The 22710-nt window shown below is 73.1% G+C and carries 17 protein-coding genes; 7 read left to right on the top strand and 10 right to left on the bottom strand.

Translation table 11 applies throughout. The annotated features are described in order from the left end of the window. Nucleotides 1–127 precede the first annotated feature (127 nt). A complete protein-coding gene (locus ACIRRU_RS16735; RefSeq protein ID WP_403681247.1) occupies nt 128–502 on the bottom strand; it encodes a GntR family transcriptional regulator in 375 nt (124 codons plus the stop codon). A gap of 123 nt (nt 503–625) precedes the next feature. Here ACIRRU_RS16735 and ACIRRU_RS16730 point away from each other — a divergent pair, with 123 nt between their 5' ends. Both ACIRRU_RS16730 and ACIRRU_RS16725 read left to right on the top strand, forming a co-directional pair. Continuing rightward, nucleotides 626–1543, top strand: a complete 918-nt coding sequence (locus tag ACIRRU_RS16730) for a GNAT family N-acetyltransferase (RefSeq protein WP_403680897.1) — start codon at nt 626–628, stop codon at nt 1541–1543. Beyond that, complete coding sequence (locus ACIRRU_RS16725) at nt 1527–2036, top strand: DUF402 domain-containing protein (RefSeq protein ID WP_403680894.1); 510 nt, start codon at nt 1527–1529, stop codon at nt 2034–2036. Before ACIRRU_RS16730 ends, ACIRRU_RS16725 begins: the two co-directional genes overlap by 17 nt. 80 nt (nt 2037–2116) lie before the next feature. On the opposite strand, the gene ACIRRU_RS16720 is transcribed toward ACIRRU_RS16725, so the two are convergent. From ACIRRU_RS16720 to ACIRRU_RS16705, 4 genes are all read right to left on the bottom strand, one after another. After that, nucleotides 2117–3610 (bottom strand): trifunctional class I SAM-dependent methyltransferase/NUDIX hydrolase/VOC family protein, encoded by a 1494-nt coding sequence (locus ACIRRU_RS16720; protein ID WP_403680892.1) that lies wholly within the window; start codon nt 3608–3610, stop codon nt 2117–2119. A 12-nt stretch (nt 3611–3622) separates the two neighbouring features. Then, nucleotides 3623–5182 (bottom strand): tripartite tricarboxylate transporter permease, encoded by a 1560-nt coding sequence (locus tag ACIRRU_RS16715; protein ID WP_403680889.1) that lies wholly within the window; start codon nt 5180–5182, stop codon nt 3623–3625. Between the two features lie 3 nt (nt 5183–5185). Next, nucleotides 5186–5836, bottom strand: a complete 651-nt coding sequence (locus tag ACIRRU_RS16710; protein WP_403681245.1) for a tripartite tricarboxylate transporter TctB family protein — start codon at nt 5834–5836, stop codon at nt 5186–5188. Nucleotides 5837–5925: 89 nt separating this feature from the next. Continuing rightward, complete coding sequence (locus tag ACIRRU_RS16705; RefSeq protein ID WP_403680886.1) at nt 5926–6909, bottom strand: Bug family tripartite tricarboxylate transporter substrate binding protein; 984 nt, start codon at nt 6907–6909, stop codon at nt 5926–5928. A 124-nt stretch (nt 6910–7033) separates the two neighbouring features. Here ACIRRU_RS16705 and ACIRRU_RS16700 point away from each other — a divergent pair, with 124 nt between their 5' ends. Both ACIRRU_RS16700 and ACIRRU_RS16695 read left to right on the top strand, forming a co-directional pair. Further along, nucleotides 7034–7711, top strand: coding sequence for a response regulator (locus tag ACIRRU_RS16700; RefSeq protein WP_403681242.1), 678 nt, complete (start codon nt 7034–7036; stop codon nt 7709–7711). 377 nt (nt 7712–8088) lie between these two features. Continuing rightward, nucleotides 8089–9138, top strand: coding sequence for a lytic polysaccharide monooxygenase (locus ACIRRU_RS16695; protein ID WP_403680884.1), 1050 nt, complete (start codon nt 8089–8091; stop codon nt 9136–9138). Between the two features lie 143 nt (nt 9139–9281). On the opposite strand, the gene ACIRRU_RS16690 is transcribed toward ACIRRU_RS16695, so the two are convergent. Next, the gene (locus ACIRRU_RS16690; protein ID WP_403680881.1) at nt 9282–10175 is read right to left on the bottom strand and encodes an esterase/lipase family protein; all 894 of its coding nucleotides are present in this window, start codon (nt 10173–10175) and stop codon (nt 9282–9284) included. Nucleotides 10176–10605: 430 nt separating this feature from the next. On the opposite strand from ACIRRU_RS16690, the gene ACIRRU_RS16685 reads away from it, so the two are divergent. Together ACIRRU_RS16685 and ACIRRU_RS16680 are read left to right on the top strand one after the other, a co-directional pair. After that, nucleotides 10606–11637 (top strand): DUF3533 domain-containing protein, encoded by a 1032-nt coding sequence (locus tag ACIRRU_RS16685; RefSeq protein WP_403680879.1) that lies wholly within the window; start codon nt 10606–10608, stop codon nt 11635–11637. Nucleotides 11638–11860: 223 nt separating this feature from the next. After that, a complete protein-coding gene (locus tag ACIRRU_RS16680; protein WP_403680877.1) occupies nt 11861–12358 on the top strand; it encodes a phospholipase in 498 nt (165 codons plus the stop codon). Nucleotides 12359–12435: 77 nt separating this feature from the next. On the opposite strand, the gene ACIRRU_RS16675 is transcribed toward ACIRRU_RS16680, so the two are convergent. After that, a complete protein-coding gene (locus tag ACIRRU_RS16675) occupies nt 12436–13521 on the bottom strand; it encodes a S1 family peptidase (protein WP_403680874.1) in 1086 nt (361 codons plus the stop codon). 444 nt (nt 13522–13965) lie between these two features. Here ACIRRU_RS16675 and ACIRRU_RS16670 point away from each other — a divergent pair, with 444 nt between their 5' ends. Further along, nucleotides 13966–14874, top strand: a complete 909-nt coding sequence (locus ACIRRU_RS16670; protein WP_403680872.1) for an alpha/beta fold hydrolase — start codon at nt 13966–13968, stop codon at nt 14872–14874. Nucleotides 14875–14983: 109 nt separating this feature from the next. Here the strand turns inward: ACIRRU_RS16670 and fxsT are convergent, their stop codons facing one another. The 3 genes from fxsT to fxsBH form a co-directional block, all read right to left on the bottom strand. Continuing rightward, nucleotides 14984–18919, bottom strand: coding sequence for an FxSxx-COOH system tetratricopeptide repeat protein (fxsT, locus tag ACIRRU_RS16665; protein WP_403680870.1), 3936 nt, complete (start codon nt 18917–18919; stop codon nt 14984–14986). Next, nucleotides 18916–20244 carry an FxsC protein gene (gene fsxC, locus ACIRRU_RS16660; protein ID WP_403680867.1) on the bottom strand — a complete coding sequence of 443 codons (1329 nt, stop codon included), beginning with the start codon at nt 20242–20244 and terminating at the stop codon, nt 18916–18918. The genes fxsT and fsxC overlap by 4 nt, the downstream gene beginning before the upstream one ends. Nucleotides 20245–20387: 143 nt before the next feature. Further along, on the bottom strand, nt 20388–22706 hold the full coding sequence (fxsBH, locus tag ACIRRU_RS16655; protein WP_403680865.1) for a radical SAM/SPASM protein FxsBH, inactivated beta-hydroxylase extension form: 2319 nt from the start codon (nt 22704–22706) through the stop codon (nt 20388–20390). Between the last annotated feature and the right edge of the window lie 4 nt (nt 22707–22710).

Here is a 22710-nt window from a genome sequence, read left to right as displayed (position 1 = left end):
GCACCCCCTCAACCGCCCCGGGCGGTCGGGCAGTCGGTGGCGGCGCGCGGTGGAGACGGCATGTCGCGGCGCGCGGCGCGGCGTGCCCCTGGCCGGGCGGGGCGCGCGGGACGGGGGATGGCGCGGGTCAGTCCCCGTACGCCGCTCGCACCGCGTCCCGGGCCAGGGACAGCGCCCGGTCCCGGGTGAGGCCGAGCCGTTCGGCGCTCTCCGCGTAGGTCCGCGCGGCGGCCGCGGCCCGCTGCTCGGCCGCTCCCCCGGCGGCCGCGACGAAGGTCCCGTTGCGCCCCCGCGTCTCGATCACCCCGTCGGCCTCCAGCGCGCGGTAGGCCTTGGCGACGGTGTTGGCGGCCAGGCCCAGCTCCTCGGCGAAGCCGCGTACGGTCGGCAGCCGGCGGCCGACGGGCAGGGCACCGGAGCGCGCCAGCTCGGAGAGGCGGGTGCGCAGTTGCTCGTACGGGGCGACGCCGGAGTCCGGGTCGAGGGCGATCTTGGCGGTCAGCGGCTTCTCGGTCACGGGCCGATTCTCCCCCACCGGCCCCGGCCCGCGGGAGCACCCGCCGCCGGGGGGCGGAGGGGGAAAAGAGGAGGCGGCCGGGGCCCGGCCAGGTCTACCGTCCCCGGCATGACTGTGATCGTGCGTGATTTCCAGCCGTCCGACGCGGAGGCGTGGACCCGGGTCCGCCGGACGTCGGTCCCCTGGATGGTGGCCACCCCCGAGCAGATCCTCCACGACCGGGCTCACGCCCATCCGGCCCAGCACTACCGGCTGCTGGTGGCCGAGGAGGACGGCGCGATCATCGGCACGGCACAGGCGGGCATCGCCCACGAGAGCCCGGAACCGGGGCAGGGCTTCGTCACCCCGCACACGCTCCCCGGGCGCACCGGGCGCGGCGCGGGGGCGCTGCTGCTGCGCACGGCGGAGGAGCACCTGTGCAGGGCCGGGGCGACGGTCGTCTACGCGTGGGCGCTGGACACCCCGGAGAGCCTGGGGTTCGCGCGGGCCCGGGGCTACCTGCCCAGGCGCTCCGCCCACTTCCAGCGCCTGGACCTGGCCCGGGGTCCGCTGCCGCTCCGTCAGGACGTCCCGGCTGGCGTCGAGCTGCGGCCCGGGTCCGATTTCGCGAGCGACCCCCGGCCGCTGTTCGAGGCGGACGCCGAGGTGACGGCGGACGAGCCGGGCGACATCACCACGGCGCTGGACGACTACGAGCACTGGCTGGCGAACACCTGGCGCCATCCGGCCTTCGACCAGCGGCTGACCTCGGTGGCGGTGGTGGATGGGGAAGTGGCGGCGTTCAGCGCGGCGAGTACCGACGGGGAGCGTACGTATCTGAGCGCCATGACCGGAACCCGGCGGGCCTTCCAGGGGCGGGGTCTGGCGAAGCTGACGAAGAACGACTCGCTGCACCGGGCGCGGGCGGCCGGGTACACGGACGCGTACACCTCCAACGACGCGGGCAACGGCCCGATGCTCGCGATCAACGAGTGGTTCGGTTACACGATCTGCGCCACGGAGGTCCGGCATGTCCGCACTCTCTGACCCCCGCGCGGGCCGCCCGGAGGAGCTGGTCGTCGTCCTGACCAAGGCGGGCCGCACCAAGATCCGCTACCCGGCGGAGCTGGTCCGGGACGACGGCGTCCGCGTCACCGTCCGGGCGCCGTGGGCCGCGCCCGGGGTACGGGACTTCGGCTTCGTCCGCTTCGAGCCGGGCGACGTGTTCACCGAGCACTATTGGCGGGACCGGTGGTTCGCGGTCAAGGAGGTCCGCACCGGCGACGGCGGGCTCAAGGGCTGGTACTGCGACATCACCCGGCCCGCCGTGCTCGCGGACGGGGTACTGGCGGTCGAGGACCTGGACCTGGATCTGTGGGTCTCGGCCGACGGCTCGTGCGTACTGCGGCTGGACGAGGACGAGTTCGAGGCGAGCGGCCTGGCCGGGCAGGACCCGGCGGCGGCCGGTGCGGCGGCCTCGGCGTTGGACGAACTGGAACGCCTGGCGAGGTCCGAGGGCCTGGCTCCTCTGCTGGCCTGATCCGACCGGCCCCGCCCCCGGGCCCGATGCACGGCTCCCGGCTCAGGGCCGGCGCGGTCGCTCCCCATACGGCATCCGGCTCAGCTCCGAGGCCGGGAGGCGGCGACCAGCTCCACCTCGTATCCCGCCGGGTCCTCCAGATAGGCGGCGTAGTGCCCGTCGCCGCCCGCGTACGGATGGCGGTCGGGGAACAGCAGGCGCCAGCCGTACGCCGGGGCCTCGGCCGTCAGGGCGTCCAGGGCAGTCCGGTCCGCGACGTGGAAGGCCAGGTGGTTGAGCCCGGGGCGGCGGCGGTCGTGATCATCCGCGACCAGATCCGGGGACTGCTCCAGCACGACATACGCGTCGCCGCGTCGCCAGCTGCGGCCGTGCTCCCAGCGCTGGTAGGGGGTGTGCCCGAGGCGGCTCAGCAGCCAGCCCCAGCCGCGCTCCGCCGCCGCCAGGTCGGGCACCCACAGCTCGATGTGGTGCACCCGCCCCGTGGGATCACCGGCGGCGGACAGCGGAACGGCACGGCGGGTGCCGCCCGGGTCGTAGGCGATCGGATCCCCGTCCCGATGCCAGTGGATCATGAAGCGCTCGCCCGCCCGGTAACCGTCCAGGCCCGCCCGGCCGTAGGCGACCATGTCGTCCGGCAGGGCGGTCAGCGGGGCCCAGACCAGCTCGGAGCACTTCTCCGGCTCGGCGTTGCGCGGCGGGCGGGCCGGGTCGTGCTCCGCGACGAAGAACCAGCCCATGCGGGCGCCGCCGCCGGGTCCCCGGTGCTGCATCACGAGGGCCACCCGCAGCTCGTCGGGGTCCAGCTCCAGGCCGATCTCCTCGGCGGCCTCCCGGATCATCGCCTCGCGGACGTCCTCGCCGTCCTCGGCGTGGCCGGAGGGCATGTGCAGCAGGCCGTCCGCGTACCCGGTGCCCGCGCGGCGGGCGAGCAGGACGTCCGGGCCCCGGCGCAGGATCAGGTGGACGTCGACGACCTCGGTGTGCCGGTACGGGGGCGTCGCGCGGGCCACCAGCGCGTACCGTTCGTCGTCGACCTTCCGGCCCCAGAGCCGGGCGTCGGCAGCCAGGTCCTCGTGGTGGATGCGCTCGGTGTGAGCGGAGAGCAGGCGGGTGAGGGTGGGCGCGGGCAGTCCCACCCCGCCCCACACCCCCTCGACCAGGACGAGCCGCCCGCCGGGCTTGAGCAGGCGGAACCAGTGCTCCAGGGCCGCCGCCGGGTCGGGCAGCAGCCAGACGACGTGCCGGGCCACGACGACGTCGAAGGCCTGCTCCCCCACCGGGGGCCGGGCGGCGTCCCCGACGAGGACCTCCGCCCCGGTCCCGGCGAGCTTGGTCCGGGCCAGCTCGGCCATGCGGGGCGAGCGGTCGACGGCCGTGACGCGGTGGCCCTGGCCCGCGGCGAGCAGCGAGAGGCTGCCCGTGCCGCACCCCAGGTCCAGCACGTCGCCCCGGACGGTCGGCAGCCAGCTCTCCAGCCGCCCGGCCCAGGCGTCGCACACCACGGGGTCGAGCAGCCCGTGGTCGGGCTCCTCGTCGAAGGAGCCGGCCGCCGCGTCCCAGTCGATCGTGGTCATGCTCCGATGCTCTCAGCCGCCACCGGCCGTACGGGAGTCCGCACCCCGGTCGGCGTCCGTACTCCGGTCGGTGCCCGTGCCCCGGTCGCCGCGCTTCCGCAGGACCAGCCGGTGGATCAGCGGCCAGGCCACGATCAGCACCACGATCACGTAGACGGTGACGGAGAACGGGGTGTTGACGAGCCCGGTCACACTGCCGTCGCTGATCTGGAGCGCGCGGCGCAGCTGCTGCTCGGCGGCCGGGCCGAGGATCACCCCGATGACGGCGGGCAGCACCGGCAGCCCGTAACGCCGCATCCCGAACCCGATCAGGCCGATGACCAGGAGGATCACCAGGTCCAGGGACTCGCCGCCGACCGCGTACGCGCCGACGGCGGCGAAGAAGAGGATGCCCGCGTAGAGGTAGGGGCGCGGGATGCGCAGGAGCTTCACCCAGACGGGGGCGAGCGGCAGGTTGAGGGCGAGCAGGAGCACCATGCCGACGAACAGGGAGGCGATGAGGCCCCAGACCAGCTCCGGTTCGCGCTCGAACAGCAGCGGCCCCGGCTGGATTCCGTACTGCTGGAAGGCGGCCAGCATCACGGCGGCGACGGCGGTGGTGGGCAGCCCGAGGGTGAGCATCGAGACGAGGGTGCCCGCGGCGGAGGCGGAGGCGGCGGCCTCCGGTCCGGCGACGCCTTCGATGGCCCCCTTGCCGAACTGCGCGCGGTTCTTGGAGAGTCGCTTCTCGGCGACGTAGCTGAGGAAGGTGGGTATCTCCGCGCCGCCCGCCGGGATCGCGCCGAACGGGAAGCCGATGAAGGGGCCGCGCAGCCAGGGTTTCCAGGTGCGCTTCAGGTCGGGGCGGCCGAGCCAGGGGCGGCCGACGGGGATCGGCTTCCCGGTGGAGCGGCGCAGATGGGCGGCGACCCAGAGGGCCTCGCCGATCGCGAAGAGCCCGACCGCGACGATCACCACGTCGACTCCGTCGGCCAGTTGCAGCGATCCGAAGGTCAGGCGCTGCTGTCCGGTCATCTGGTCCAGGCCGACCAGTCCGATGGTGAGGCCGATGAGCAGCGAGGCGAGCCCCCGGATACGGGAGGCGCCGAGGACGGAGGTGACCGCGATGAAGGCCAGCACCATGATGGCGAAGTAGTCGGGCGCGCCGATGTCGACGGCGAGGGACGCGACGGTCGGGGCGAGGACGACCAGCAGGATCGTGCCGATCATGCCGCCCGCGAAGTGGCCGATCGCGGCGGCGGCGAGCGCCTGGGCGCCGCGTCCGGCCTTCGCCATCGGGTTGCCCTCGATCGCGGCGACCACGGCGGCGCTCTCGCCGGGGGTGTTGAGGAGGATCGAGGTGGTGGAGCCGCCGAACATCGCCCCGTAGTAGATCCCGGCGAACATGATGAACGCGCCGGTCGGGTCGAGTCCGTACGTCACGGGGAGCAGCAGTGCCACGGCCATGGCCGGGCCGATGCCGGGGAGCACGCCGATCGCGGTGCCGAGCAGGACGCCGATCGCGGCCCACAGCAGGTTCATCGGAGTGAGCGCGGTACCGAAGCCGTCGAGGAGGGAGTTGAGGGAATCCATCGGTCAGAGCACCCCCATCAACGGGCCGCCCGGGAGGGGGACACCGAGCAGGTTGTCGAAGACGAAGTAGGTGAGGAGCGAGAGCCCGGCCGCGATGAGCGGGTCCCGGCCCAGATGGCGGCTGCCGAGCGCGTAGGCGGAGCCCCAGAAGAGCAGCGCCCCGGCGGCCGGGAAGCCGAGCGGGCCGATCAGGACGGCGGTCGCGAGGAAGACTCCGGTGAGGAGGAGGACGGTACGCCAGTCGGCGGGTTCGTCGAGGTCGACGTCCTCGCCCCCCTCGGCCTCGCCGCGTCCGCCGCGCAGGACGTCCACGGCGAGCAGCGCCCCGACCAGCAGGAGCCCGGCGCCGACGACGAAGGGGACGGTGCGGGGGCCGATGGGGCCGCGCTGGGCGATGTCGACGCTCATGGTGAAGGCGTCGGTGAGGACGAGCGCGCCGAGGGCGAACAGCAGGGCGCTGACGCCGAGTTCGGAGTGCTCACGCAGCCAGCCGGCGCGGGTGGCGCCGCGCTCCGCCCCGCCGGTCCCGGCGGAGGGGGCCGGTTCGGTGGCTGTGGACGGGCCCGCTCCGGTGGCCGTGGAGGAGGCCACTCCGGTGGCTGCGGACGAGCCGGGGACGCCGTCGGGTCCGGACGAGCCGGGGGATTTGTCCATTCCCGCAGGTCCGGGCGATCCGGCCGTTCCCTCGGGTCCGGGCGGCGGGTTGGTTCCCTCGGGGCCGGGCGAGCCGGTGGGTTCGGTGGTCACAGTCCCAGCTCCTTGAGGACGGTGGCGACGCGCCGGTCCTGTTCGTCGAGGAAGTCGCCGAAGGGTTCACCGACGAGGAAGGCGTCGTCCCAGCCGTTCTTCTCCATCGACTCCTTCCACTGCTCGGAGGCGTGGAGCTCGCGGATGAGACCGGTGAGCTTGTCGCGTTCGGCCCCGGAGATGCCGGGCGGGGCGACGATGCCGCGCCAGTTGGTGAACTCGGTGTCGATTCCGGACTCGCGCAGGGTGGGGGCGTCCAGGCCCGGCACCCGCTCGGGACCGGTGACGGCGAGCAGCCGCAGCTCACCCGCCTCGATCTGGTCGCGGTACTCGCCGAGGCCCGAGACCCCGAAGCCGACCTTGTTGCCGAGGATGGAGGCGAGGAGTTCCCCGCCGCCGTCGAACGGGACGTAGTTGACCGTCTTCGGGGCGATCCCGGCGGCCTTCGCCATGAGCATCGGGGCGAGGTGGTCGGGCCCGCCGGGCGAGGACCCGCCGCCGACGGGCACGGTGGCCGGGTTCTTCTTCCAGGCGGTGACCAGGTCGCCGATGGTCCGGTACGGGGAGTCCTTGGAGACGACGACGATGTCCGGCTCCTCGGTCATCCGGGCGATGGGGGTGGTGTCGGCCAGGGTGCTCGGGGACTTGTTGGTGTGGACGGCGCCGACGACGCCCAGCCCCATGGAGAGCGCCAGCTTGCCGTTGCCGTGTTCACCGACGAGCCGGGTCAGCCCGACCGTGCCGCCGGCACCCGGCAGGTTGAACACCTCGATGTTGTGGGTGAGCCCGGCGTCCTCGGCGTTCTTGGCCATCGTGCGGGCGGTGATGTCGTAACCGCCGCCGGGGGTGTTGGGGACCATGAAGCGGAGTCCGGGAATCTGGGTGCCGGTGTCGGAGCCGTCGCCGGTGGACAGCAGGGGTGGCCCCACCAGCACCAGCAGCGCGGCCCCGGCCAGGGCGAGGGGAGTGCGCAGTCGCACAGGTTCCGCCTTTCGCTGTGAAGTGGGCCACATGTTGCCCGCGCGTTAACAAGCTGTCTCTCTTCCGGAATCAACGGACGTTGTGGTCGTTGCGGTCGCGGCTTAGCGTGTCGGCGTGACGACGGTGCTGGTGGTGGACGACGACTTCATGGTCGCGAAACTGCACAGCCGCTACGTGTCCGCAATGGACGGCTTTACGGTCGTCGGGGTGGCCCACAACGGGGCGGACGCCCTACGGGCGGCCGAGCGGCTGCGCCCCGACCTCGTGCTGCTCGACATCTATCTGCCCGACATGAACGGCATCGACGTCCTGCGCACCCTGCGCGCGGCGGAGGAGCGGGACGCCTCGCACCCCAGCACGGACGCCCTGTTCATCACGGCGGCCAAGGACGCGACGGTGATCCGGGCGGCGCTGCGGGCGGGGGCCCTGCACTACCTCATCAAGCCGTTCAGCCGGACCGCCCTCCAGGACCAGCTCCGCCATGTCGCCTCGCTGCGCACCCGCCTGGACGAGCTGGGCGAGGCCCGCCAGGAGGACGTCGACCAGATCTTCGGCGTCCGCCCGCCCGGCTCCCGCGGCCTCCCGAAGGGCCTGGCCGCCCCCACGGCCGACCTGGTGGAACGCACCCTGCGCGACCACCCCGGGGGCCTGTCGGCCTCCGAGTGCGCCGACGTGGGCGTGCTGTCCCGGGTGAGCGCGCGCCGCTACCTGGAGCACTTCGTGTCCACGGGGCGCGCGGAGGTGACCCTGCGCTACGGGGGGACGGGGCGGCCGGAGCGCCGGTACCGCTGGCGGGGCTGAGGCCCCGGGCCGTCCGGCACCCCGGCCCGCTGTCCGGCACCCCCGTTCTCCGACACCACCACGGCCCGGCGGGCCTGCTCCGTCCGCTGTCCGGCACCCCCGCTGTCCGGCACCCCAACCGTCCGGCGGTCCGGCGGGCCTGCCCCGTCCGGCCGCCCCGGCGCCCGGTCCGGCGGGGTGGACTGGCCGACCCGGCGTCCGGTCCGGCGGGGCCTTTCTGAGCGCCCTCTTAGCCCCTCCTTAACCCCACCATAAAGATCGCCTCCCACCCGTCCCAGCAGGGGTTTTGGCCTGTCCGAGCGACTAGCTTGCTGATCGCCGGGACGGACGCAGCGCCCGGCGCCCCACCGTTGTGCCGCTCCGAAGGAGAACCCTCCATGACCGCTCGTCGCAAGGCCGCCGGGATCCTCGCCCTCGGTTTCGCCCCGCTCGCGCTGGCCGGGCTGACCGCCGCACCGGCCGTCGCGCACGGTTCGATGACCGATCCGGTGAGCCGGGTGTCCGCGTGCTTCGCGGAAGGGCCGGAGAGCCCGACGTCGGCGGCGTGCCAGGCCGCGGTGGCGGCGGGCGGGGTGCAGGCGCTGTACGACTGGAACGGGGTGAACATCGCCAACGCGGCGGGCAACCACCGCGACCTGATCCCGGACGGCAAGCTGTGCAGCGCGGGCAACGACAAGTTCAAGGGGCTCGACCTGGCGCGCGCCGACTGGCCCGCCTCCCCGGTGAAGGCGGGCCGGCACACCTTCACCTTCCGGGCCACGGCCCCGCACAAGGGGTCCTTCGAGCTGTACCTGACCAAGCCGGGCTACGACCCGGCGAAGCCACTGGCCTGGTCGGACCTGGAGGCCGAGCCCTTCGCGGAGGCCACCGACCCGGTGCTGGAGAACGGCTCGTACGTCTTCGACGGGACGATCCCCGAGCGTTCCGGGCGGCAGCTGATCTACACGGTGTGGCAGCGCTCCGACTCCCCCGAGGCGTTCTACGCCTGCTCCGACGTGACGTTCGGCGGCGGTTCGGCGGGCGGCGGCGCCCAGGACGCGGGGGCGGGGCAGGAGGAGGGGCAGCCGGACTCCGGCTCCGAGGCCCAGGCCCCGGCCGCCTCCGCCCCGTCCGCTCCCTCCGAGGACGCGATCACCGAGGGCGCCGAGAAGTCCTCCGTCGAGCACCACGGGCACGGTGACGACGACGCGAGCACCGGAGCGAAGGTGAACGCCGCCGTACCGGCCGCCCCGGAGAAGAAGGCCGAGGGCAACGCGCCCGGCGTCAACACCGCGAGCGGGGAGGAGGTGCTCGCCGAGACCGGTGGGACCGGCAGCAGCACCTACCTCGCCGTCGGGGGCGCCGGGGTGCTCGCCGCCGGTGCCGCCGTGCTGTTCGCCTCGCAGCGCCGCCGGGCCGCCGGGGCGACGGGCCGTCACGGCCGCTGACCACCGCGTCGCCTCCCCCACTCCTGCCGCGTCCCTCCGGGACGTCGGGCGCGGCAGGCCATGACGGGCCGGGGTCCACCGTCCACCCCACCGGACGGCGGGCCCCGGCCTGCTGTCATGACCGGCCCTCGGGGCGGCTCGGATCAGCCGACCACCGAGGAACAGGTGGTCGGGGTGGCACGGGCCGGGTCGAGAGCGTTGGCCACCTCGTGGAAGACGATCCGGGAGACGGTGGCGATCGCCACGTGCTCGGACAGGTCCAGCGGACACAGGTTCTGGAGCAGGACGTTGCGTACGTTCGGCCCGTCCAGGAACTGTGTGCGGTACGGGGTGACGACCTGGTCGTACTGGGTCGCGATGACGGTGTAGCGGACGCCGGGGACGGTGTCGCCGCCGGCGTTGAGCTTGGTGATGAAGGGGGAGCCCGCGACCTGGTCGGCGAGCGCGGGGGTCTTGTCGTCGATGAACTTCTCGACACCGGGGAAGTACGGCAGCAGCTTGGTGAGGCCCAGCAGCGTGGTGCCGTGGTTGCTCGGGGCGATGCCGACGAGGGCGTTGACCTTGGGGGCGCCGCCGAGGAACTTCAGGTAGTAGTTCGGCATCATGCCGCCCTGGGAGTGGCCCACCAGGTCGGCCTTCGGGGCCCCGGTGGCGGCGAGCACCTTGTCGACGAACGCGTCGAGCTGTCCGGCCGACTTGTCGACGGGGCCGAGGCCGTGGAAGAACGGCACGCCGGGGAGCTGGCCGTAGTCGAGGGAGAAGACGCAGTAGCCCCGGTTGACCAGGTAGGGGGCGAGGCCCAGCCAGTTGTCGACCGAGTTCCCGAAGGTTCCGTGGACCAGGACGACGGGGCGGGGATGGGCGGCGGAGGGCTTGCAGGAGTAGTCGTTCCAGCCACGGGAGGTGGCGGTCGCCGCGGCGGGGGACGCCGCGTTCGCGGTCGCGGCGGGGGCGACCAGGAGGGTGACGGCGAGGAGGAGGGCGGCGAAGACGCTGCGCGTGCGGGGAACGCGCGCAGCACGGAACCAGGGCAGCATCGGGTGGTCTCCTTGCGGCTCAAGGGAGGTGCGATGGCGGTGCGCCCTGTGGCCCGGACCACAAGCTTTGCGTGCTCACGCCAAATTACGCACGAGTAAGGTTCGGTGGGAAGTTACGCGTCGGTAAAAACTGGCGCGGCCTCAGCATCCTTCGAGCGGCGGCCCCACCCGCGCCGTCCGGGCCGTGCGACCTCGCAGGATTCACCGGCCCGGCCCCGGACCCGGCCCGCGGCCGGTACGCCCCCCTCGCTCCCGGCCCGTCCCCGCGCGGACGCCACGGTCCCTACAACCGCGCGGGCGCCCCGCGTCCGGTCCGCCCGTCCTCGCGCGGGCGCCACGGCCGGCCGGTCCGAGGGCGTCCGCCCCTCGCCTTCCGCCATTCAGCCCCGCCCCGCCTGCGCGAGGACCGGTCCGACCGGACCGTTGGGGCATGACTTTCGTCGACGAGGTGAAGAACGCCGTCACCCCCCGCGCCGCCCTGCTCGTCATCGGGGTGCTCGGGCTCCAGTTGCTGTTCATCGCGTCCTACGTAGGAGCCCTGCACAAGCCGAAGCCGACGGACGTCGCGTTCGGGGTGGTGGCCCCGCAGCAGATGTCACGGCAGCTCGTCGAGCAGCTGGACGGGCTTCCCGGCGGCCCGCTGGACGCCCGTGCGGTGAGCAGCGAGAGCGAGGCGCGCGCGCAGATCATGAACCGGGAGATCGACGGCGCCTTGGTCGTCGCCCCGCAGGGTCGTACGACCGACACCCTGCTGGTCGCCTCCGGCGGCGGAACCGCGCTGGTCACCGCCCTGGAGCGGATTCTCACCGAGGCGGAGGCCTCCCAGGGGCGGACCGTGAGCCCCGTGGACGTCGCCCCGGCCTCCGGGGAGGACTTCAACGGACTCTCGTCCTTCTACCTGGTCGTCGGCTGGTGCGTGGGCGGCTATCTCTGCGCCTCGATCCTGGCGATCAGCGCGGGCGCCAAGCCCGCCAACCGGCAGCGCGCGCTGATCCGGACCGGGACCATGGCGCTGTACTCGATCGCGGGCGGCATCGGCGGCGCGATCGTCATCGGACCGATCCTCGGCGCGCTGCCCGGCAGCTTCTGGGGGCTGGCCGGTCTGGGCGCCCTGGTGGTCTTCGCGGTCGGCATGATCACGCTCGCCCTCCAGGCCCTCACCGGTATCGTCGGCATCGGCCTGGCCGTCCTGATCATCGTCGTCGCGGGCAACCCGAGCGCGGGCGGCGCCTTCCCGCTGCCGATGCTCCCCGACTTCTGGCGCGCGATCGGCCCCGCCCTCCCGCCGGGCGCGGGCACCTGGGCCGCCCGCTCCATCGCCTACTTCCAGGGCAACGCCGTCACCGGACCCCTGCTGGTGCTCTCCGCTTGGGCGGTCGCCGGCACGGCCGTGACCCTGCTCCTCTCGATGCGGCGCCGACCGGAGCAGGTGCCGGAGGGAGGCGCCACCCTGGCCCGGTGACGTCCGCCCCGACTCCGCCCTCCCCGTCTCTCTGATCCACAGGTTTCCGTCAGCCCCCGGGGCCGCCGATGGCGGCCCCGTCCGACGTCCGCCCCAACACCTGGTGACGGGTTGACGCCACCCCTAGACATGACAGGTGCATGGCTACATCGTGGAGCCGCCTCGTGCGCCCGGCGAGGAACACGGCCGGGACAACTCCCCACCACCCCCACGGAGGTCGCTCATGCGCCGTCGGCTCACCGCCCCGCTCCTCGCGGTCGCCCTGTCGCTCCCGCTCACCCTGATCACCGCCGGTTCCGCCGCGGCAGCCCCGGCCGACAAGCCCCGGGTGCTCAGCTCCTGGACCCAGACGAGCGCGTCCAGCTTCAACGCCTGGAGCGCGGCCCGGAACAACCAGGGCGCCTGGGCCGCGTACGGCTTCGACTGGTCGACGGACTACTGCAGCAGCTCCCCCGACAACCCCTTCGGCTTCCCGTTCAAGAACTCCTGCGCACGGCACGACTTCGGCTACCGCAACTACAAGGCCGCCGGGGCGTTCCCCGCCAACAAGGACCGCGTCGACTCCGCCTTCTACGAGGACCTCAAGCGCGTGTGCGCCGCCTACTCCGGCGCCAAGCGGACCTCGTGCGACAGTACCGCCTGGACCTACTACCAGGCGGTACGCGCCTTCGGCGTCGCCCCGGCGCGCGCGGAGAAGGGCAACCTGCCGCAGGCCGCCTGAGCACGGGGAAGGGCCCCCGGCGCGTCGCGCCGGGGGCCCTTCCGTTCCGCGGTCGGGCGGCTGCCCGTGGGACAGGGTCAGCCGATCTCGGCGCCGTAGGCCTCCAGTGCCTCCGGTACCGGCTGGAAGAACGTCGTACCGCCCGAGGAGCAGTCGCCGCTGCCGCCCGAGGTCAGACCGAGCGCGGTGTCGCCCGCGAAGAGGGCGCCGCCGCTGTCGCCCGGCTCGGCGCAGACCGTCGTCTCGATGAGACCGTTGACGATGTCGCCGTTGCCGTAGTTGACCGTGGCGTCCAGCCCCGTGACCTCGCCGTCGTGCACCTGGGTGGTGGAGCCGCTGCGGGTGACCGCCTGGCCGACCGTCGCGTCACCGGCCTGGGCGATCGCCTGGGTGGAGCCGTCGTAGAGGTTCACCTCGCTCGGGTGCTCGGTGTCCGAGGTGTACTTGACCAGGCCGTAGTCGTTCTCCGGGAAGCTGGAGCCCTCGTTCGCCCCGATCTCCGAACCGCCCTGGGTGTCCGACCAGCTGGTCACCGACTCGGTGCAGTGCCCGGCGGTCAGGAAGTACGGTTCGCCGTCCTTGACCACGTTGAAGCCGAGCGAGCAGCGGGAGCCGGAGCCCCAGATCGCGTCGCCGCCCGCGATCAGCGGCTTGAACTCACCCTTGGCGCGGTTCAGTTCGGCCTTTCCGCCCAGCCCCTCGACCACGGTCGAGAGCTTCTTCCAGGCCGCGCCGTCGACCGTGCTGTCGGCCGTGACACGCACCTTGTTGGTCACCGGGTCGACCGCCCAGGAGGTGCCCGGGATGGTCGCCCTGTCGGTGAGGGTCTGCCGGGCCGACTTCAGCTCGGCGAGGGAGTTCTCCACGACCTTGGCCTTGCCGCCCGCCTGGCGGACCTGCTCGGCGGCGGCCTGGTCGGTGACGTTGACGACGAGGGCCTTCGCCTCCGCGTCGTAGTACGTTCCGGCCGCGTCCGCGCCGAGATCGCGGTCGAGGGTGTCGGCGAGCTTTCCGGCCGCCTCCGCGCTGAGCTTCTGGGCCTCGAACCGCGGTACGTCGTCACTGGCGTTCGCAGTCTGGAACGTCAGACCGGCTGCCACCAGAGCGGCGACGGCCGATCCCGCGACCATCGTGCGCTTCCTGGATACGCGTCGGTGCTTCAACTTCGGCCTCCTCCTGTGGGGCCGTGCACGGAACATGTGGGGTGTTCGTGCACGGAGGGGATGGGCGGCCCACTATTCCGACCCGTGGAAACGCACACAAGGTCGACTTCCGGACGTGCACACGACAGTGACGCTTCGCCCGCGAGGTGTTCACTTACCCCGGGTCACGCCACGTCGGTTCCGTTCGCGAACACGCGCGGCGGTCGACGGCGGCCCCCGGGGGTGTGGACCAGCCCTGTCCGGAAGACGACCCCTCCAGTCCGGATGGTGTGCCCACCTGTCCGGATGTCGCCGGAAATCGTCGGCGGGAGCCTCCCCGGACCTTCACGGTTCCCACCGCCGGACAGTGCCCGTAACGCCTCTGATGGGTCATCATCGAAACGGCGGCACACGCCGGGCACACCGTGTCCGGACCGGCCGGGGGACCGATCTGAGGAGGCGCGGGTGCGCGATCGGGTGCGCGCGGCGGACGGGCGGCATCTGATGGTGGAGCGGCTGGGCGATCCGCGGGGCCGGCCGGTCTTCCTGCTCCACGGGACCCCGGGCAGCAGGCTCGGGCCCGCTCCTCGCGGCATGGTCCTCTACCAGCGCCGCACCCAGCTGATCACCTACGACCGTCCGGGGTACGGCGATTCGGACCGGCACGAGGGCCGCCGGGTCAGCGATGTCGTCGAGGACGTCCGGGCGATCGCCGACTCGCTGGGCCTGGAGCGGTTCGCCGTCGTGGGCCGCTCCGGCGGGGCCCCGCACGCGCTGGCCTGCGCGGCGCTGATGCCCGAACGGGTCACCCGGACCGCCGCCCTGGTCCCGCTCGCCCCCTGGGACGCGGCGGGGCTCGACTGGTTCGACGGGATGGCCACCTCCAACGTCGACGCGTACTCCACGGCGGCCGCCGACCCGGAAGGGCTCGCGGAGTCCTTCATCGTCCGGTCGGCACAGATCCGGCGGGACCCGGCGAAGCTCCTGGACGACCTGCGCCGGGAGCTGACCGACTCCGACCGGGTGGTGGTCAACGACGCGGGCATCCGGTCGATGCTGCTGCGCAACTACAGCGAGGGGCTGCGCACGTCGGCGTACGGCTGGATCGACGACGCCATCGCCTTCTGCACCCCCTGGGGGTTCGAGCCGTCCCGGATCAGCGGGCGGGTGCTGCTCTGGCACGGGGAGAAGGACGTGTTCTCACCGGTCGGCCACTCCCGCTGGCTGGCCGGGCAGATCCCGGGCGCCACCGCCGTACTGGAACCGGCGGCCGCGCACTTCGACGCGTTCGCCGTACTCCCCCGGGTCCTCGACTGGCTGCTGCACGACCGGGCCGGACCGGACCGGCCGCTGCCCTCCGCCGTACCGCTCTGACGCACGGCCGGGAACGCCGCGGAAGCACCGCCCGGGGCCCCTCGCACACGCACCCGGCGCGGCCCGCTCGCGTACGGGCCCGGCGCGGCGGCCGGGCCCGTAGCCCCGGTCACACCGCCAGCGGCTCCAGTTCGCGCTGGAACCTCCGCTCGTCCCGCGCCGTCCGGGTCAGCGGATGGTCGTCGCCCAGCTGCCGGGCCAGCTCGGCGACCAGCTCCGCCCGCAGGTGCAGGGCCTCGTCCTCGCGCCCCATGGCGTCCAGCGTGACCGCGATGTTCGAGGTCATCGCCAGCGTCTCCGGGTGATGGGCGCCGAGGGCCTCCTTGAGCCGGCCCGAGACCGTGCGCTCGGTTTGCAGGACGATGTCGAGACCGCCCAGTTCGGCGGTGGTGTTGGCCAGGTTCATGACGCAGAACAGGGTGTGGGGGTGGTCGTGGCCGAAGATGCCCCGCATCGCGTCGACCACCCGGCGGTGCACCCGCTCCGCCTCCTCCGCCTCCCCCGCGCCGGAGAGGTAGATGCCCAGGTTGTTCCAGGCGGCCAGGGTGGAGGGGTGGTTCTCCCCCGGCACCTTCCGGTACTGCTCGACGACCTCCCGAGCGGTCTCCCGGGCCTGGGCCGGCTCGCCCGCCGCGAACAGGTCGGCGGCCAGGTTGAGGTCGCAGGCCAGCGAGTCGGGGTTGGCGGTGCTGTCCTTGGCCCGGTAGCGGGCGCGGGTGGCGACGGTCAGCCGGTGCGCGTCCTCCAGCCGCCCGGCCCGGCGCAGCGACACCGCCAGGCTCTTGGCGGCGCTCAGGGTGGTGGGGAAGCTGCGCCCCAGGGTCCGCTTGCAGCTGTCGTAGGCCCGGCTGAGCAGCCCCACGGAGTCCTCGTAGCGCCCGACCTCGCGCAGATCGCGGGCCAGGTTCATCGCGGAGGACAGGCTGTAGGGGTGCTCCGGGCCGAGCACCTGGGAGCGCAGGTCGTAGACGTCCTGGTCGATCTCGCGGGCGCGGGCGTACTGGCCGACGCTGCGCAGGTTCAGGGCCAGGTTGTTGGCGGCGGCCAGGGTGCGGGGGTGGGAGTCGTGGAAGATCTGGCCGAACCCCTCGTGGGCCTCGGTGGCCATCTCGATCGCCCGGGTGTACTCCCCGAGCAGCCCGAGGTCGATGGCGAGACTGCTGGTGGTCATGTAGGTGTGCGGGTGTTCCGGGCCCAGCACCTCGCGCTGCCGCTGGAGCGTGAACTCGTCCAGCTCCCTCGCCTCCACGTAACGCCCGCGGGTGCGCAGGATGTTGGAGAGGTGGAAGCAGAGGTAGAGGTATTGCAGGTCCCGCTCCCCCAGCGTCTCCTGCCAGATCTCGCGCAGCTCCTCGCCGAGGAGGCCCGCGGTCCGGATGTCGCCGCGCTTCCACAGGTAGCGGACCCGGTCGATCAGCAGCCGACGGGTCTCCGGCTCCTTGCAGTTACGGGCGTCGGAGGGGCCGAGGTGCGGCCAGATCGTCGCGAAGCGCGGCCAGGTCTCCGGGTTGTCGATCGGCTCGTCGTCGTCGGGCCGGGCCCCGGCCAGGATGCGGTGGACGACGTGCCGGGCCTCGCGCTGCTCCTCCTCGCCGAGCTGTGCCTTGATCACCGCCTGGACCAGCCGGTGCACCTGGATGGAGTTGGAGACCTGGTCGACCTTGGCGAGGGCGAACCGGCCGATCTCCCGGATGACCCGGCCCAGCACCAGCTTCTCCTGGAGCGAGGAGTCGTACGGCTTCAGCGCCTCGATCATCTCCTTGCTGTAGAGGAGGTTGGCGGAGATGGGCTCGGGGGCGAAGAAGGCGCAGAGCTGGAGCAGCCGCACGGCGGCGGGTGAGCGCTCGGCGAGCCGGGTGATGGAGATGTTCCAGGTGGCGGCGACCGGCTCCGGGTAGCCCGGGGGCTGGTTGAGCGCGAGGACCTGGGTGGCCTGCTGGGCGAGCTGTTCGAGGTAGGTGTCGATGGGGGTGGCGGTCTCCGCGATCCAGGCCGCCGCCTGTTCCACGGCGAGCGGCAGGTCGCCCACGGCCTCGGCGACCTGGTCGGCGTCCTCGTCGCTGAGCCCCGGGGCCCGGCGCCGCAGGTGCTCGACGGACTCCTCGCGGAGGAAGACGTCCACCGGCAGCGCGTCCCCGTGCTGGGACCAGCTCTGGTTGCGGGAGGTCACCAGGATGTGGCCGGAGCCGCTCTGCGGGAAGTAGCGGCGCAGCTGTTCGGGGTCGTCCGCGTTGTCGAAGACCAGCAGCCAGCGGTCCGAGGGCACCCCGCGCCGCAGCAGGTCGACGGCCTCCCGCGAGGCGGCCGCCATGTCCTCGCCGCCCTGGGCACCGAGCCGCACGGCGAGTTCGGCGAGGGAGGCGACGACGTCGTCGGGCTGCTCGGACGATATCCACCACACCAGGTCGTAGTCGGCCATGAAGCGGTGCACGTACTCCAGCGCCACCTGGGTCTTGCCGACGCCGCCGAGTCCGTACAGGGTCTGCGGCTGGGGCAGGACGACGGCCAGACCGCCGCCGAGCTGGTCGCGCATCCGCTCCAGGACGAGGGAGCGGCCGGTGAAGCCGGGGTTGCGGGGCGGCGCGTTCCAGATCCTCGGTACGGTGCCGGGGAACCGGGGCCCGGGGGCGACCCCGTCGGTCAGCTGCACCGGCCGGTCCAGGGCGCGCAGCAGGGCCGTGGTGGCGTGCACCTCGTCGAGGCGGAAGAGGTCGACCGGGTTGCGGTCGATGTAGGGGGCGCTCAGGCGTACGTCACCGACCCGCAGGGGCAGCAGTCGGCGGCGGCCGCCGCCCGGGTCGTCGGCGACCACCCGTTCCCACAGCTCCACGCCGTGCTGCGACGTGAGGTAGGCGGCGGAGAGCAGCACCAGCGTGCGGGCGGCGTTCTCACCGGCCGGGCCGGGGGCGTCCCCGGGCCTGCGGTCGGCGGAGACGTCGCGCGGGACGACCCGGAAGCCGGCCCGGGTCAGGACGGACTCGATCCAGTCGGCCCACATCCGGTTCTCGGCCACGTAGCTGAGGAAGAGGTCGGCGGGGAGGGCGGGCCTGCGCCGGGTGAAGGCGTCCCGGATGCGCAGGCGCACCTCCTCGCCGACCGGGGGCATCGAGGTGATCTCGCGGTCGGTGATGACCGCGGTGAGCCGTTCGAAGGCGGAGAGGAGGGAGTTGGTCAGCCCGGACTCGTCGCCGAAGGTGGCGAGCGTCTCCTCGTAGGCGTAGTAGGGGCGGTAGGGGATCTCCACGGCGCCCCAGTAGGCGGTGAGTTCGTCGGCGGACAGGTCGCGGGGCAGCCGGTCGAACCTGAGCCGGGCCAGGGCCCGTCCGGCGTCGGCCTTCTCCTTCTCGCCCTCGTCGATGCGCATGGGGACGGGGTAGATGGCGATGGGGCGGCCGGTGTAGCGCTCGGCGATCTGGCGGGCGACGGAGGCGGCGCCGTCGATGGACTGGTCGCTGAGGGTGAAGCAGTCGACGAGGACGTCCGGGAGGTGGACGGTGCAGATGTCGGCGATGTCGCTGAGGCCGGTGCGGCTGTCGATGAGGACGTAGTCGTAATTGGCCTTCATGTCCTCGCGCAGCGCGTCGAAGAAGCGGCCGCCGCCGAGGCGGTCGTAGAAGTTGTCCCAGTCGAAGGTGGAGACGGTCGCGGAGTACTCGCGGTTCTGCCGTCCGGCGGAGACGAAGTCGAGGGTGCCGCCCCGGGGGAACTCCCAGCCGAGGGTCTCCGGGGTCAGCGACACGGCGTGCGGCTGGATACGGGCGTAGTCGCGGTGCCAGTCGTCGGCGCGCTCGGCGGGGCTGATCGTCGCCCAGGCGTACTCGGTGATCAGGTCGATGACGCCGGTGGTGGCCCCGAGGGTGGCGGGGTCGAGGAACGGGTGGAAGAAGCGGTGGAGCCCGGGGGCTTCCAGGTCCCAGTCGACGGCCAGCACCCGCTTGCCGTTGGCGGCGAGGATCCAGGCGGTGTTGGCGAGGGCCATGGTGCGCCCGGTACCGCCCTTGTACGAGTAGAAGGTGACGATGCGTCCGTCACGGCCGGTACTCATATGTCCTCCGCTTCCGTCGCTGAGAGACCCCGTACGTCGTGCGGACCGGGTGTGCGGCCGGTGGCGCCCATGGGGCCGGTGAGCCGGGTCCGTTCGCCGGGTGTACCGCCGGTGCCCGGCGGGTAGGCCGTCGCGTGCTTCAGATACTGCTGGGCGGCCACCTCGACGACCTGGGGCAGGATCTGCCCGAAGGCCTCCATGCTGGGGACGCCCCGGGCGGCGGCCCGGCAGAAGGTCCGGCCGTGGCGCATCTTGGCGGGCATGGTCGCTTCGAGGCGCGCGGTCAGTTCGGCCTCCGCGGCCCGGCTCTGGTGGTCATCGCGGCTCCAGGGCACGACCACGGTCACCCAGGCGCGGTTCCCGGCGTCGAAGGCGGCGAGTCTGCGACGGCGGTCCTCGTCCTGGAGGGCCCAGCGGTCGACGATGAGGATCTCCGGGGTGCTGGGCGGCCCCTTGCCCTCGGGCCGGCCGGGCTCCTCGTCGAACGAGGTGATCCGTGCCTGGTAGTTGAGCGAGCGCACCAGCTCCTCGGCCACGTAGGCCAGCGGGCGGGCGGCGTCGGGGTGGTAGGGGTTCCAGTCCTGCGGGTGGTCGCCGTAGTAGTCGGCGTCGCGCCCCTCGGGCAGGTCGTGGCGGGTGGGGGCGGCGATGGTGATCCGCATCGGCCGGGGAGCGCCGACCCCGCTGCTGGGGGAGCCGAAGGCGCTGGGGGCGAGGCGGTAGTCGACGGGGCGGCCGCTGTCGATGCGGACCGCGTCGGCGACGCTGACGATGCGTTTGGCCAGTTCGTAGACGGCCCGTTCGTACTCCTGGGCGAAGAGTCTGAGCTTGATCAGCCCGTAGAGGCCGTCGCTGACGTAACGCTCCCCGAAATCCCGGTGGTTGAACTGTAACCGCTCGGCGGAGCCCGGGAGCTGGCTGGGCGGGACGGGCACCCAGAGGGCGGGGACGATGGCCTCGGCCGGCTGGTTGGAGCGGGCCCGGTGGTGGATGGCCCGCTGCTCGAAGGCGTACCACTCCTTGCCGCACATCTCGCTCGCGAAATAGCGCGGCGAGAACAGCGGGACGAAGACCCGGCAGGTGGCGAGGACGTCGCCGAGCCGTTCCGACCAGCCTTCGCCGGAGCGTATCTCCCGGTCCATGAATCCGGCGGGGGCGCCCGCGGGCAGGTCGGTCATGGCCAGCACATGGCCGCAGAGATCCTGGAAAAGCCGCTCGACCCACATATCGGGGTCCGTGCCGCCGCCGTATCCCGGCGTGTGGGCGTAACTCAGAAAGAAGTACGGCCGATGGTCCGCCGCTCGCTGCTGCGTCGATGCGTGCACACGACCCCCGTCCTGTGTGAGCACCCGCACCCAAGGCCGGTCACGAATGCGAGCGGATTCATCATTCCGGAATGGACCTTGTTCCACCCCCCTGGCGTTCAGTCATTCAACGCCGCTTTCCAGTCATTCATACCCAGGTTCCGTCAGAGACTTTCGTGATCGAAAGCAGCCCCGGGGTGCTTGCTCCCGCTTGTCCCCGTGTGTACCGCGCCGCTCCCCCGGTGGGCGCTCCCGCTGGTCTCCTTGCGCAGCAGGTCCAGCAGCCGCAGCCCGTCCACCGTCGGCTCGGCCGCCCCTTCGAGGAGGTCGAGCGCCTCGGGCACACCCTGGAGCCGGCGGGGGTCCAGGGCGGCGAGCCCCACGCGCTCATGGGTGTCGGCGAGCAGCCGGGAGAACGGCACCTCCCGCCCGGACCAGGGCGAGCGGTGCGTCCAGCTCCCGTCCGCCGCGTAGAGGTCGGTGACGTCGAGCAGGGCCCGCAGGACGGTACGCCGGTGGCCCCGCAGCACGGCGTACGCCAGCTCCCGCGCGTCCCGGGTCACCGGCAGGCCGAGCGCCCCGTAGCCGTACGGCCGCTCCGCGGCGCGCCCCGCTCCGCCGGGTGCCGGGGCGAGGAGGGGGGTCAGCGTGGTCAGCCCGGTGGCCGCGGCAGCGGCCTGCTCCGGGGCGGCCTCCGCCAGCAGCGTCCACGCCTCGGCCAGGGCCGCGGCCCAGCGGTCGGCGGCGGCGGGCGTCAGGCGGGGTGCGGCGGGGGCGGTGAAGCAGTCGCGGTACGGGTCGAGGTCGTCGAGCCGGAAGGCGGGCGCGCCGGAGGCCGCGAGGCGGCGGAGCGGGCGCCAGCCGGGGGCGTCCCGGCCGTCCAGCACGACCGCGCGGCGGCCGCCGTCCTCGCCCCGGACCTCGAACCCGTCGCCGGTGGCGCGCACCGAGACGCGGCCGCTCTCCCCCGGGCCGTCGACCCGCAGTTCACCGAGGGTGGGCAGGACGAGACGTCCGGCGCGGTACGGGACGGCGACGTCCGGGCCGAGGCCGGCCCGGACGGCGGCCGCGGCGAGGTGGGCGTTCAGCCGCAGCGCCCCTTCGGCGGCCCCAGGGCGCCCGGCGCGCAGCCCTTCGAGGACGTCCAGCAGCCAGGTGCGGGCGTAGGGGTGGGCCAGCACCTCGTCCAGGGCGGCGGCGCCCGCCTCACCGGCCTCGATCGCGGCGGCGAGCGCCCACGCCTCGTCCCACGCGCGGCCCGCGCGGCCGTCGAGGTCGGCGTGCAGCCGGGCGAGCAGCGTGCGGGTCAGATCCCGCTGGGCGGCGGCCAGTTCCGCCGGATCGCCGAGGGTCGGGGAGACGGTGGCCGACCCGGTGCGCTGCTGGACGCCCCGGACGAGCGCCTCCAGGTCGGCGCAGTAGACCGAGGGGTTGTCGAAGCCGTTGGCCGGGTGGTAGCGGTGGGTGTAGAGCCCGCCGCCGCACGAACGTACGACGGGGCATCGGCGGCAGGTGTCGCTGACCCCGGCGAGGCCCTGTTGGCGGGCCCGGACGCCGGGGTGGGCGGCGACCTCGTCGAAGGAGTGCGTGAAGACGTCGAAGCCGGTGGCGGCGGCCCCCTCGTAGGCGCTCTTGAGCGAGTCGGCCTGTTCCAGCTGGCCGTCCGTCTCGACGACGACGAGGTCGGTGGGGGCCAGGCCCAGGGACTCGGTGAGGCTGGGGCCGCCGCCGAGGGTGGAGAGCACCGAGGAGAAGAGGCGGACCGGGACCGGCCGTCCCTGCTCCTGCCAGCGGTCGAAGACCGCGAGGAGCCAGGTGGCGTACGCGGCGGGCGAGCCGTCCGGGCGGGGCGGCGGTTGGTCCCAGGTGGCGTGCGGGAGGAGGAAGTCGACCAGGGGCGGTTCCAGGTCGGTCAGGGCGTCCAGGACCGCGACCGGGTCGTTCCGGATGTCGATGGTGCACAGGAGGCCGAGGTTGAGATGGCGGTAGCGCTCCTGGCCGAGCAGGTGGACCGCACGCAGGACCTGGGGGTGGCTGCTGCGCCCGTCGGCGAAGCGGCGGTGGCGGTCGTTGGCGGCCTTGTCGCCGTCCAGCGAGATGCCGACGCGGAGGCCGAACTCGTCGAAGAGGTCCAGATAACGCGGGCTGAGCTGGAGGCCGTTGGTGTGGATGCGCAGATCCAGGTCGGCGACGCCCGCGAGCGCGGAGCCGAACTCCTCGCAGACGGTCCGCAGTCGCGCGGGACCGGCGAGCAGAGGCTCCCCTCCGTGCAGGATCACTGTCACGGAGGGCAGTGCGTGAGTCCTGGCGTGCTCAGCGAGACGCTGAGCGGTCCGCCGAACGACGTGGTCGGAGATGACCTTGGGCCTGGTTCGCCAGCTCTGATCCGCGTGTTCGTAGACATAGCAGTGGTCGCAGGCGAGATCGCACCTGCTGTGCACCTTCAGAACGATTTCACGGAACGGGACCACGGGTCCTGTCATTCCG

Source organism: Streptomyces sp. NPDC101181 (assembly GCF_044767975.1).
GTDB lineage: Bacteria > Actinomycetota > Actinomycetes > Streptomycetales > Streptomycetaceae > Streptomyces.
The sequence above is the reverse complement of the archived record's forward strand: the minus strand, read 5'-3'. Positions and strand labels throughout refer to the sequence as shown.